This window comes from Pseudomonas sp. GW823-FHT02F05 (assembly GCF_058797315.1).
Map to the genome: position 1 here is coordinate 187,998 of NZ_JBXAJM010000002.1, position 13,375 is coordinate 201,372.

At 58.7% G+C, this 13,375-nt stretch carries 8 protein-coding genes; 6 read left to right on the forward strand and 2 right to left on the reverse strand.

Going from position 1 to position 13,375, the window contains the following annotated elements:
- The first annotated feature begins 94 nt into the window (after positions 1-94).
- Complete coding sequence (locus AC1RAC_RS03455; protein WP_492616236.1) at positions 95-1,015, forward strand: AraC family transcriptional regulator; 921 nt, start codon at positions 95-97, stop codon at positions 1,013-1,015.
- Here AC1RAC_RS03455 and AC1RAC_RS03460 read toward each other — a convergent pair.
- Complete coding sequence (locus AC1RAC_RS03460; protein ID WP_492616237.1) at positions 1,012-1,761, reverse strand: SDR family NAD(P)-dependent oxidoreductase; 750 nt, start codon at positions 1,759-1,761, stop codon at positions 1,012-1,014. The two genes, AC1RAC_RS03455 and AC1RAC_RS03460, sit on opposite strands and share 4 nt — an antisense overlap.
- A 320-nt stretch (positions 1,762-2,081) precedes the next feature.
- On the opposite strand from AC1RAC_RS03460, the gene AC1RAC_RS03465 reads away from it, so the two are divergent.
- The 4 genes from AC1RAC_RS03465 (at position 2,082) to AC1RAC_RS03480 (ending at position 9,041) form a co-directional block, all read left to right on the forward strand.
- On the forward strand, positions 2,082-3,299 hold the full coding sequence (locus AC1RAC_RS03465) for an MFS transporter (protein ID WP_492616238.1): 1,218 nt from the start codon (positions 2,082-2,084) through the stop codon (positions 3,297-3,299).
- 62 nt (positions 3,300-3,361) lie between these two features.
- Positions 3,362-4,477 (forward strand): efflux RND transporter periplasmic adaptor subunit, encoded by a 1,116-nt coding sequence (locus AC1RAC_RS03470; protein WP_492616239.1) that lies wholly within the window; start codon positions 3,362-3,364, stop codon positions 4,475-4,477.
- Positions 4,478-4,495: 18 nt separating this feature from the next.
- Positions 4,496-7,597, forward strand: coding sequence for a MexW/MexI family multidrug efflux RND transporter permease subunit (locus AC1RAC_RS03475; RefSeq protein ID WP_492616240.1), 3,102 nt, complete (start codon positions 4,496-4,498; stop codon positions 7,595-7,597).
- 10 nt (positions 7,598-7,607) lie between these two features.
- Positions 7,608-9,041, forward strand: a complete 1,434-nt coding sequence (locus AC1RAC_RS03480) for an efflux transporter outer membrane subunit (RefSeq protein ID WP_492616241.1) — start codon at positions 7,608-7,610, stop codon at positions 9,039-9,041.
- 32 nt (positions 9,042-9,073) lie between these two features.
- Here AC1RAC_RS03480 and AC1RAC_RS03485 read toward each other — a convergent pair whose 3' ends face one another.
- The gene (locus AC1RAC_RS03485; protein ID WP_492616242.1) at positions 9,074-12,328 is read right to left on the reverse strand and encodes a hybrid sensor histidine kinase/response regulator; all 3,255 of its coding nucleotides are present in this window, start codon (positions 12,326-12,328) and stop codon (positions 9,074-9,076) included.
- Between the two features lie 192 nt (positions 12,329-12,520).
- Here AC1RAC_RS03485 and AC1RAC_RS03490 point away from each other — a divergent pair, with 192 nt between their 5' ends.
- Positions 12,521-13,372, forward strand: a complete 852-nt coding sequence (locus tag AC1RAC_RS03490; protein WP_492616243.1) for an EAL domain-containing protein — start codon at positions 12,521-12,523, stop codon at positions 13,370-13,372.
- Positions 13,373-13,375: the final 3 nt, after the last annotated feature.

The window sequence follows — 13,375 nt, forward strand, 5'->3', positions numbered from 1 at the left end:
CTGGCAGCGGTAAACCGCATATTTAAGCGTGAAATCTGGATTAGCTCTGTTATAAGCTGCCAATTACTTTATTTTCCGTCCAACCAGGTGCTGTATGGATCCGCTGTCCGACGTCCTCTCATTGTTGAGAATCCGTAATTACCACTCCGCCACACTCTCCTTGGGCGGCGATTGGGCCTTCACCTTTCCTGAGCGCGAAGGCATCAAGTTCACGGCTGTGGTCAAGGGCAGTTGCTGGCTGCAAGTGGATGGCGAACAGCAGCCGCAGCGCCTGCAACAGGGCGATTGTTTTCTCATGACGCGCGGCATGCCTTTTTCTCTGTACAGCGATATGTCCCAACCGGTGATGAACTCCGACGGTTACTTTCAAACCCTCGCGGCGGACGAATTGGCCCTGCATTACGGCGGCGATGACATCCAGTTGGTCGGTGGCCGCTTTGACTTCAGTGGTGTCCCCACCCAGTTGCTGCTCAGCAGCCTACCCTCTCTGGTTCACGTGCAGGCCAATGATCCGCAGGCATCGCTCCTGCGCTGGGCGCTGGAGCGGTTCACGTCGGAGCTGCAACAGAAGCGCCCCGGCCGGTCGCTGATGAATGAGCATTTGGCGCACCTGATGCTGGTCGAAGTCCTGCGGACCCACCTGGCGACCCTGGACAGCACTGGCATCGGTTGGTTTTACGGCTTGGCCGACCGCAACCTCAGCGCTGCCCTGAGCGCGATCCATGCCGACCCGGCCCATCGCTGGAGCGTCCAGGAACTGGCGCAACTGGCAACCATGTCGCGCTCGGCATTCGCGTTGCGCTTCAAGCAAGTAGTCGGTGCGGCACCGATGGAGTACCTGACGCACTGGCGCATGCTGCTGGCCAGCGACCGCTTGAAAAACTCCGATGACGCCGTTTCCACCATCGCGTTTTCATTGGGCTATGAGTCCGAGAGCGCCTTCAGCACGGCGTTCAAGCGCGTCATGTCGCAGTCGCCCCGCCACTATGTGCGCGAGCACACCGCCCAGGCTTAATGCAGGCCGCCGCCGATTATCAGGGTTTCACCGGTAATCCAGCTTGCATCCGACGACGCCAGAAACGCGACGGCGGGTGCAATATCCTCGGGCTGACCGATGCGACCCAGCGGCGTAATGGCTTCGATCTTCTGGCGGAACGCCTCTTCGAAAAAACCGCTGGCATGCACGCCCTCGGTGACCACCAACCCTGGATTGACCGAGTTGACGCGAATATTCCTGGGCCCCAACTCATTGGCCAGGGTGCGGGTAATCGCGTCGACCGCCGCCTTGGAGGCGGTGTATACCGTCGAGTTGGCCGGTGTAAACGAGGTAACGCTGGAGCTGATGTTGACGATGCTGCCGCCCTTGGGATTGAACACTTCAACGGCTGCCTGCGTACATTGGATCAGCGCCAGGACGTTGAGGTTGAACTGGCGATGAAACTCCGCCTCGGAGATGTCGGCCAACGCGCTGGTCGAATAGACGCCAGCGTTGTTGACCAGAATGTCGAGGTGACCATGCTCATGCACGATGGTTTTGAATAGCGCCTTAAGGTCGGCGCTGTTAGAGACATCGGCCTGCACTGCGTAGGCCCTGGCGCCGGTCTGCAAAATCTGTTCGACCACGCGGTCGGCATCCTCACGACTGCTGGCGTAGTTCACGATCACAGTGGCGCCATCCTGGGCCAATTGCTTAGCAATGGCCGCGCCAATGCCCTTGGACGCGCCGGTCACCAGCGCGACTTTCTTATGCAGCTTTTTCATGTTCACACCCTTCTGTTACTGGCTGAAAATCAGTCAACTCAGCTTAGGAGCAACCCCCATGCGGGTTAATAGCCAGTCCTCCAAAAAAGCTTAGCGATCGTCCAGCCGACAACGTACAGATTACTTGCACCCATTCATCTCGCCCGAGCCGCTTACCCTCATCCCTGGACGATGACGAATAAAGCCTGGGGTTTCGGGCATGGGTGCCTCTCGCCCTGGCCCGTATCATTTGCCAATGGGCCAAGCCCTCGAAAACCCATCCACATCCCTCTTGCAAACATTCACTCGGCAAAAGCCCTGAGCGCTGGGCTGGGAGACTCATGTCCGTCGATATCACTAAACACAGCTCAAAAGGCCTGTTGTTTTTTCTTGCTCTGTCGCTGACTGCAGCGCTCATGAACAGCAGCGCACCCACGCCGCTGTACCCGTTTTACCAAGACCATCTGCGGCTCAATGCCGTGGACTTGACGTATATATTCGGCGCCTACGGTGCCGGTGTTTTGCTGGCTTTGATGACCCTGGCGCGCATCGCCGGGCATGTCAAAGACCAGCGTTTTCTGCTGCTTCCAGCCATTGCGCTGGTGCTGATCGGCGCCTGGCTGTGTGCTGCATGTGATTCGCTGTGGGCCCTATGTGCCGCGCGTGTTATTTCTGGGCTGGGTGCGGGAATCATGACCACCGCTGTGAACGTGACGCTGGTCAGGTTCGGCCCGCTCGACAACGGCAAGCTGGCGGCGACGCTGGCCACGTTAGCGATGATCATGGGACTGGCCCTCGGCCCGGTGCTCAGCGGCGCCGCGTTGCAACTGAACCTGTACCCGGCCAGCCTGCCCTTCTGGTTGATCATGGCATTGGTGACTGCGGCCGCCGTCGGCGTATTGCTGCTCTGGCCGCGCCACGCGATCCAGGCTAACACCCTTGTGCACCACGAACAGTCGTCGTTACGCGAAGGCTTGCGGGGTATTGGTCGGCCTTTCCACTTGTGTGCTTGGTCAGTGTTTTTCAGCTGGTCGTTCACGGCCTGCGTCTTCGTGATCGGCCCCGGCGCCGCCGAACAGCAGCTGGGCCTGAGTGATCGCGGAGTGTTTGGCTACAGCATGGCCGTTTACCTGCTGATTGCCGGTGCCAGCCAGCTGTATTGCAAACGCCTGGAGGCGGCCCGTGCGCTGCGTTCAGGGCTGCTCGCCCAGTGTGCAGCCTTCCTGCTCTTGCTGACGGCTTTCTCGATTCATTCGCTGACGCTCGCTGCGCTGGCTCTGGTGATCGGCGGCTATGCCTATGGCGCCATCTTTGTCGGCAGTGCGCGGCTGATCAATCAACTGGCACCCGCCAACTGCCATGCCAAGTTGGTGGCGTATTTCTATATGACCATCTACCTGTTCAATGCAGTGCCCATTCCGCTTGGGCTGCTGGTGGACTCGATTGGGCTGGCCCCGAGCGTTCTCGCCGCCTTGATGTTTTTTCTGGGGCTCGGTGCCGTGTTGGCGGTTCTCGCCACACGGGCCCGACTGCCTCACGCGCATCAACAAGCTCGTTGAATGCTTGTCACCGTTGAGCCCCTCGGGCTCTTAATTTGTTGTCTTACGTCAGTACCGGAATCATGAATAAAAAACTCACAGTGTGCGTCACGATTGCCGCAGTGCTCGCCATTGGCGGCGCCGTCGGCTTGTACCGGCAGTCCACCTCCGCTCGCCCCGCCGATGCGACGAATGCCGCACCGGCGCCTGCGATCCAGGTGGCCGTCGCCACAGCAACGCAAGCCGATATGCCCAACACCGTGGCAGGTATCGGCGAACTTGAAGCCACCCGCCAAGTCATGGTCACCGCCGAAAATGGCGGCCTGGTACGTGCCATTGCGTTCCAACCGGGCGAGCGGGTGAAAGCCGGGCAAACCCTTGTGCAACTCAATGACGCGCCGGAACAAGGCGAGCTGGCCAGGCTCCAGGCCCAAGCCGCCAATGCAAAGGCCCAGTTGCAACGGACCCAGCGTTTGCTGCCTCAACAAGCGGCGACGCAAGAGGAACTGGATCAGGCGCAGTCCACCTACTCCCAGGTGTTGGCCGATATCGTACGGATCAAGGCGCTGATCGATCAAAAACGCATCAAGGCGCCCTTCACCGGCGTGCTGGGTGTACGCAAGGTCAACCTGGGCCAGTTCGCGCAGGCCGGCGACGCCATGGTGTCGCTGACCGACGCGCAGACGCTGTACGCCAACATCACCTTGCCCGAACGCGCGCTGGCACAACTGAAAACCGGCCAGGAGATGAGCATCAGCGTCGATGCCTACCCGCAACGCCCGTTCAAGGGCCGCGTCAGCACCCTCGAACCGCGCATCGACCCGGGCACCCGCACTGTGCTGGTCCAAGCCACGGTGCCGAACCCGGATAACCTGCTGACGCCAGGTATGTACGCCCAGGGCGAAGTGCATTTGCCAGCCAAAAAAGACGTGATCAGCGTGCCCGAAACGGCCGTGAGCTACAGCGCCTACGGCGACTTTGTCTACGTGGTCGAGGGCGCTGATACGCAACTGATCAACACCGTCCGCCAGGTCTACGTGAAGACCGGTGAACACACGGAAGGCCGGGTCGTGTTGCTTGACGGCGTAAAGGCTGGTGATCGCGTGGTTACCTCCGGCCAGTTGCGCTTGAGCAGCGGCGCCTCGGTACGCATCGCGCTCAAGGACACCGTCGGGCTCGATCAGACCTCGAGCCGCTGAGACACCAAGGATCTAAAAATGAAATTTACCGACTTGTTCGTACGGCGCCCGGTGTTGGCGCTGGTGGTCAGCACCCTGATTTTGTTGATGGGGCTGCTGGCCATAAACAACCTGCCGATTCGTCAGTACCCCCTGACGGAAAGCTCGACGCTGACGATCACTACGCAATACCCCGGTGCTTCGCCGCAACTGATGCAAGGCTTCGTCACCCAGGCCATCGCGCAATCTGTCGCCACGGTGGAAGACGTCGACTACATGAGCTCGACATCGACCCAGGGCAAAAGCGTGATCACTGTGCGCATGAAGCTCAATGCCGACTCCAACAAGGCCATGACCCAGGTGATGGCCAAGGTTAACGAGGTCAAATATCGCTTGCCGGAGCAGGCCTATGACCCCGTCATCGTGAAGTCGTCCGGCGAAGCCACGGCGGTGGCTTATGTTGGGTTTTCCAGCCCAACCCTTTCCACGGCGGCCCTCTCGGACTACTTGCAGCGCGTGGTTCAACCACAGTTGTCGTCCATTGAAGGGGTTGGCAGCATCGACCTCAACGGCGGGCAGAAAATGGCCATGCGTATCTGGCTCGACGCCAATCGTATGGCTGCCCATGGCATTTCCGGCAGCGACGTGGCCCAGGCACTGTTGAATAACAACGTGCAGGCTGCGCCAGGTCAGGCCAAGGGTTTGTATGTGGTGTCCGATATACAGATCAACACCGACCTGGTCGATGTCGCCGAGTTTCGGCAGTTGGTGGTCAAATCCAGCACGGCCGGTGTGGTTCACCTCAGTGATATCGCCACCGTGGAACTGGGCGCGGCGTCCACCGACACCAGCGCCACTATGGATGGCGTGCAGGCAGTGTTTTTCGGCTTGAATGCCGCGCCCAATGCCAACCCGCTGGTGATCGTCAAAAAGCTCAACGAGCTGCTGCCGGGGATCCGCGCCAACCTGCCGCCGGACGTAAAAGTCGCCGTGCCGTTTGAGCTCGCGCGCTTTATCAGCGCCTCGATTGATGAAGTGGTGGGCACCCTGGGCGAAGCCATCGCCATCGTCGTGCTGGTGATTTTCTTAAGCCTGGGTTCGGCGCGGGCGGTGATTATTCCGGTGGTGACCATTCCCCTTTCAATGCTGGGCGCGGCCGCGTTCATGTCGATGTTCGGGTTCAGCATCAACTTGCTGACCCTGTTAGCCATGGTATTGGCCATCGGCTTGGTGGTGGATGACGCGATCATTGTGGTGGAGAACGTCCACCGTCATATCGAAGAAGGCAAGTCACCCACCCACGCCGCGCTCTTGGGTGCGCGTGAAGTCGCGGCGCCCGTGATTGCGATGACCCTGACATTGGCGGCGGTGTACGCGCCCATCGGCTTGATGGGCGGGCTGACTGGCTCGCTGTTCAAGGAATTTGCCTTCACCCTGGCCGGATCGGTGGTGGTGTCGGGCATCATCGCGCTGACGCTGTCGCCGGTCATGAGTTCGCTGCTGCTCAACAGCCAAATAAACGAAGGCTGGATGGCACGCAAGGCCGAGGGCTTTTTTCATCGGCTGGGCAGCGCCTATGGCCGGGTGTTGGATCTGTCGCTGCATCACCGCTGGGTCACGTTCACGATTGCGATCATCGTGCTGATCAGCGTGCCGTGGCTGTACAGCCGCGCCCAGACCGAACTGGCGCCGACGGAAGACCAGTCCACCGTCCTGACGGCCATCAAGTCACCTCAGAACGCCAACATCGATTACGTCGAGAAGTTCGGCAAGCAATGGAACGACGTCATGGTGACCTTGCCGGAGCAGAGCAACCTGTGGCTGATCAATGGCAGCAACGGCGTATCCAACAGCATTGGCGGGGTCAACTTCGTCGACTGGGAACAGCGCACGCGCAATGCCGACCAGATCCAGGGCGATATGCAAAACCGCGCCAACACTATCGAGGGCAGCAACGTTTTTGCCTTCCAGTTGCCTTCGTTACCCGGCTCTACCGGTGGCTTGCCGGTGCAGATGGTGATCAAGAGCGCCGGTGACTACAGCGTGGTCTTTGAGGCGATGGAAGCACTCAAGCACGCCGCACGCGAGAGCGGCTTGTTCATGGTGGTGGACAGCGACCTGGACTACAACAATTCGGTGATCAAGATCAAAGTCGACCGCACCAAGGCCAACAGCCTGGGCGTGACCATGAAGGATCTGGGTGACACTTTGGCGGTGCTGGTGGGCGAAAACTATGTCAACCGCTTTGCCATGGACGGTCGTTCCTATGATGTGATCCCGCAGAGCCTGCGTGGTGAGCGGCTGACGCCCGAAGCGCTGTCACGCTTTTATGTGACCAGCGCCACCGGTGGGCAAGTACCGCTGTCCAACCTGGTCAGCGTCTCCACCGGGGTCGAGCCCAATCAACTGACCCAGTTCGACCAGCTCAATTCGGCGATCTTCCAGGCGATTCCTGCCCCTGGCGTGGCCATGGGCGACGCGGTGAAGTTCCTCGAAGCGCGAGCCAAACTGCTGCCGCCTGGGTTCACCTACGACTGGCTTTCGGACGCCCGCCAATACCATCAGGAAAGCGGCGCGCTGGTCATGGCGTTCCTGTTCGCGATCATCGTGATCTACCTGGTACTTGCCGCGCAGTATGAAAGCCTGCGTGACCCGTTGATCATCCTGATCAGCGTGCCGATGTCGATTTGCGGTGCCTTGATTCCGTTGGCCCTGGGCATGGCTACCATCAATATCTACACGCAGATCGGCCTGGTGACCCTGATCGGCCTGATCAGCAAACACGGGATCCTGATGGTGGAGTTCGCCAATGAAATGCAGGTCAAGCAGGGCCTGGATCGTCGCGACGCGATTCTGCACTCGGCGAAGATGCGTTTGCGGCCGATCCTGATGACCACGGCGGCGATGGTGGCGGGTTTGATTCCGCTGCTGTTCGCGTCCGGCGCTGGCGCCCATAGCCGCTATGACCTGGGCCTGGTCATCGTCGTGGGCATGTTGGTGGGCACGCTGTTCACCTTGCTGGTTTTGCCGACCATGTATTCGTTCATTGCCGTCGACCATCGTACGGCGGCCAACACCCCTCGCGCCCGCGCGCTGGCCGCTGCCGATGCAGCCGACGCCGCCGCGGCCCATCCTGTGTAAGGAGAGACACATGCATTCCTTCAAGACCTTCGTGCTTCGCCCGCTGGTGCTGCTGGCCTGCTCGGCCTGGATGGCGGGCTGCACCGTTGGCCCGGACTACCACGCCAGTCAAGAGCCCGCGGTACAACTGACTCAAAGCCCCGACGCGGCGCTGTATAGCAACACACGCCTGCAACAGGACTGGTGGCGGCAGTTCCAGGACCCGCAGCTGGATGCGTTGATTGATCAAGCGTTGTCACGCAACCATGACCTGCGCATCGCCCAGGCCCGGTTGCTGGAGGCACGTGCGGTGCTGGACCAGCGTCAGCTAGACCAACTGCCCACAGTGACCGCCAGCGGGGCTTACTCCCGCAGTCTGTCCCAGGCCAACCCCGGCCCCAGCGGTGAGCGCAATTTGGCCAAGACCTATCAGGCCGGCCTGGATGCCCAGTGGGAGCTGGACTTGTTCGGCCGGCTGCAGCGCTTGTCGGAATCGTCTTCGGCACGCGCCGAGGCGGTCGCGGCAGACTTGGCACAGACACGTATCGTGGTGACTGCCGAAGTGGCGCGTCACTACTTCGAGATGCGTGGCGCACAACGCCAACTGGCGGTGGCCCGCGCCAACCTGCGCAATCAGGAAAAGACCGTCGAATTGGTCCAGGGCCGGGTCGATGCCGGACGCGGCACCGCCGACGAACTGGTCAGCGCCCTCGCCGAGCGCGCACGGGTGCAGGCCACATTGCCTGGCCTAGAAACCCGTCAAGCCCTCAGCCGTTATCGACTCGCCGTATTGACGGGCTCGAGGCCCATTGACCTGCAAGCGCTGACCGACCTGAAAGCCTTGCCGGCACTGGTCACACGCTTGCCGATTGGCCAGATCAGCGACTTGCTGCGCCAGCGCCCCGATGTTGCCAGCGCAGAACGCACACTGGCGGCCTCAAACGCTGACATTGGTGCTGTGACCGCCGAGCTTTACCCAAGGGTCGACCTCGGTGGTTTTCTCGGCTTCGTGGCCTTGCGCGGTGGGGATTTGGGTGAGAGTGGCAGCCGCGCGTTCAGCGTAATGCCCTCGGTCAGTTGGCCCGCCCTGCACCTAGCCAGCGTCAAGGCCCGGCAGCGCGAAGCCCAGGCGCGCGAAGTGGGCAGCCGGGCGCGTTATGAGCAAGTGGTACTGAATGCGATTGAGGAAACCGAGGGAGCGCTGACGACCTATAGCCTGTCGCAGCAGCGGGTGCGCAGCTTGGCTGAAGCCGCAGCACAGAGTGAACGCGCAGCGCGGTTGGCACATGCACGGTATGAGGCGGGCGGCGCGACTTATCTAGTAGAGCTAGATGCTCAGCGTACGCAATTGGATGCTGAGGATGCACTGGCTCAGGCCGAAACGGCTTCGTACATGGATGTGGTGCAACTCTACAAAGCCCTGGGTGGCGGCTGGCGATACGCTGAATCCAGCGTATCGAACTGACTCTACCCGCCGCCACCGCTTAGGTGGCGGCTTTATAAATCAGCAATAGTATCCTCAACCCTTTGGATAAAAACGTTGATCTCTACGTCAACACTTACCGCGCCCTCCCGAGCAACCGCCATTTCCAACTCCCGACACATCTTAATAAGCGTTTTCGCCCTGCCGACGGCCAATGCCCCACGAATGCGATGCAGCAACCTCACAACTTCCTGGCTGTCGCGCTCACTCTCCCGTGCTTTGAGCTCGGCCAAATCATGTGCGATGGTCTTGAGGAACAGTTCGAGCATACGTTCCGGAATCTGCACTGCATCGATACGATGAGTGTCGGGCGCAGACGCCGCGCTGGCTTGAGACGCACCAGAACCCAGTACGCTGCGCAAACACAAGTAAAGCCCCTGAATATCCATCGGTTTGGATAACCAGCTGTTCATGCCCACACGTACACAGTGTTCACCCTCCTCGCGCATTGCATTGGCGGTTACGCCGATAATGGGAATATCCACGTCCTGCTGGCGCAATGTCTGCGCCAGCACGTAACCATCCATCACCGGCATATTCACGTCGGTGAGCAGCACATCGTAGGCCTTGAGGTCCAACTGATGCAGGGCTTGAACGCCATTTGACACCACATCGACCGAACAGCCGATTCGCTCCAGCTGCTCCTTCATCAGCGCCTGATTGACAGGATTATCTTCGGCTACCAGCACACGAAGGCCCAGTTGAACGCGCATATTGGCCGGTGCTGCCTCTTCCACGCTCGACATGGACTCCCCGGTGATTGCCATCACCAAAGCCTGGCAGATGGCCGACACGCAGTTTTGGTTCACCACCACATCCCGGCCGATGAATTGGGGCACGCAGCTGAAATCATGCTCGGCGAATACGTGGGCAGACTCCGAGCGAGCCTTGTCCATGTGTCGAGGCATCACCTGCAATACGGCGTCAGGCTTGGCGAAAGCATCGTCACCCAAGACGCACGTCTGGGCGCCATAATGCTCAAGCCAGCTGCAAAGATTATCCGTCAGCGCCGCACAGGGTGTGTGAACATCAATGCACTTGCCGGCAAGCCCTGGGATCGATTGCCGGGCGGCGTCCAGCGAGTCAAGGGTCAGTTTAAATACAAAGCAGCTGCCTTCATCCGGCACACTGGCGACCGTCAACGCTCCCCCCATCAATTGGCTGAGATGTGCGCAGATTGACAGCCCTAATCCGGCACCCGCAATGGTATGCGATGCACTGTCGGCCTGGTAAAAACGCTCGAACAATCGAGCTTGAACCGCTTCGGACATACCGGGCCCGGTATCGACCACAGACCATTGCAACGTCACCTCGCCGGAGGTAGAGCTGACCGGTATCAGGGACACACCGACATGCCCCGCGCGGGTGAACTTGATAGCGTTATTGAGCAGGTTGCCGACGATCTGTTGGATACGCAGGCGATCCCCCTGCACCAGGGCCGGTACACGCGGATCAACGCAACAATACAACGCCAAGCCCTTGGCTTGCGCCATTGCGCAGAAACCTCGCACGACGTCTTCAAGCATGTCTTGTGGCGAAAACGCCACTGACTCCAGCACCAACTGCCCGGCTTCGATCTTGGACAGATCCAGCACATCGTTGATCAGATGCAGCAGCACCGCCGAAGAACTGTCGATGGTGCGTATATAGGCGCTTTGCCGCTCATCCAAAGAGGTCATGCCCAATAGCTCGAGTGTTCCGAGCACCCCATACAACGGTGTGCGTAATTCATGGCTGAGGGTGGCAACAAACTTGCTCTTCTGAGCATTTGCCGCGTCTGCCGCCTGGCGCGCGCCAAGCAGTGACGCGGCCGCATCGCGGTGGGACGAAATATCAGTGAAGGTGCACAGCAAAACGCTTTCGCCCAGATACTCGGTCGGGGTATAGCGCACATGCATGGCGCGGGCGCCCAAGATCAAACACCCTTCTCCTGCTATCGGCAGCCCTTGCTCAAAAAGCGGCCACAACGCCATAAGCTGCTCGAAGTCATGCGGTTCGCCCAGCCATTGCAGATACAGGGTATTTTGCGTCACAGGCTCGATCTGCGGTCCTTTAACAACACACAAGGCCAACGGCACGGTTTGCAACAATGAGTGGTTGAAATCGTGATTGTCCAGCAATTCACGAAAGTCAGTGCTCGCCGGCACAACAATAAACCGTCGATACCAGCGGCTAATTGACCAGCCACAGCTTGCGCACAACGCCAGCAACCCTACCAACCAGAACAACTGCCAGCGGGCGTCCAGAAGCAGTTGCCTATAGCTGATACGATACAAGGCCTGCCAAGTGCCGAATTCGCCTGCGCTACGTTTGATTAGCAACCCCGAGCCGGTCAGGTGAAAACCATTTTCATACTGGAAGAGTTGCGTTGAGCGTTCACCCACCACACGAGTGCCATCAGGCGCAATAATGTCTATTTCGTCGAACAGTGGCAGATCAAAATACTGTTTTTCGATTCTCACGCTCCGGGTATCGAATTCATCCCAGTTGAGCAGCGTGGCCGCAACAAGCTCTCGGGATGGCCCTTCAGATTGCCAGTCCCGAGCTTCCACACGCGCCGAAACATAACCGAGGATCTGCTGCCTGTCTTTGTCGCCCATGAAATGACGACTGGGTCGCCAACGCACAATCAAGTCACTGCTTCGCGCAGGCAGTTGCCTTGTCGCCTGTTTGATCTGAGCCAATACCCGAGAAAAATTCGCGTGTTCCAAATTCGCCGCGGTGACGTCGGCCGCAATAGCAGGTACGGCGATGTCGAAATCACTCGCCAGGTCAAACAAAAACATTTGCGGCGGTGTGAAGGTCGTGCCACTCCAGAAATCGCCATACACATTGGCCAACGCAATACCCAGTTGCAATTGTTGGTCCAACACCCCCTTACCAGCATCCGCCACTGCTATAGGAAGTGCCGCCGAGAACAAGGTGGCGAACTGAGAGGATTGCCCTTCGTAGATACGCAGATTGCCCTCGGGCACTTGCTTGAGGACATAACCGACCGCATTGAATACTGGCTTATATTCTTGCTGCCCACTCGCCTTGATTACCCGAAGCAGGAAGATTTCATGATCGTAGGCGCGGTTGACCAATCGCATGAAGTGATAGTCGACCTTGAGCACTTCCCCGCGAATGACTTTGTATGTGACCCAGTATCCGGTCACCGCGAAAAACACCAGTAAAAGCAACGTGACGAGTAATCCGAAACTCAGCCGTACCGAGACTTTTTCCAGCTTGCCAACGGTCGACTGCCTATAGCGCATAAGCGATGCCATCTGCTCGGTTCATTGGAGATATCAGGACCTTAAATTGTGCAGGGCGGTTCTCGGGGTTAAGCACCTATCAATGAGTCTATAGGTTTTTTACTCACGGTAAGATTACTCCTACGTAGCACCTAGAAAACGCTGACGTATCTAGTAAAGCGCATCCCTCAAAATTGACCCATGGTCATCCCTGGAGGGCATCATATGAAAACCTCAGCGTCGCTATCAATTCGCCCCATTCAGACTTCACCTTTAACGGTCCAAGAGCCTGACGCGGCGGAGTTGCGCCAAGGCCTGTGGGACGACGAGTTTATTGCTTTCTATCAACCTCAGCTGTCGCTGAAGGGGGGAACCATTACTGCAGTGGAAGTGCTCGCACGCTGGAAGCATTCTCATAAAGGGCTTTTGACACCCCATTTTTTTCTGGATGCCATCGAACGCCACCATCTGCTGGATGAAATGTTTTTACGTCTGTTCGAGCAAGGGCTGGTCCTGCGTGAGCAGTTGGCGAGTCTGAATGTACCCTTGATGATGTCCTTCAACTTGCAGCCATCTCAATTGAGCAATCCTTTGTTGAAGGATGCAATCAAAGTGCTTTTGCATGCGCATCGATGCCCTGCCAAAGCTATTACCTTTGAAATTACTGAAACTGGCACACTCAATCTTTCCAATGCCGCCACCAGCAACCTGCTACAACTCAAACGGCTGGGGTGTGGCTTGTCCATGGACGATTTCGGCACAGGCTTTTCTTCGCTGGAACGCCTTTGCGACCTGCCCTTCAGTGAGCTAAAATTGGATGCCAGCTTTGTGCACAAACTCGACACGCACTCAGCCTGTGCCACGATTGTCGCTCACACCATCAGCCTCGCGGATGCATTGGGGCTTTCGTTGGTGATCGAAGGCGTTGAGAGCCTTGCGCAACTCAAGCGGCTCAAAGCCATGGGTTGCTCGGTCGTGCAGGGTTATGCCATCGCCCCCCCCATGCCAGGTAACGCGTTGCTGCCTTGTATTCTTGAATACATCGCCAGCTCCAGAGTCACGCTGACCTCCGTATAAGCC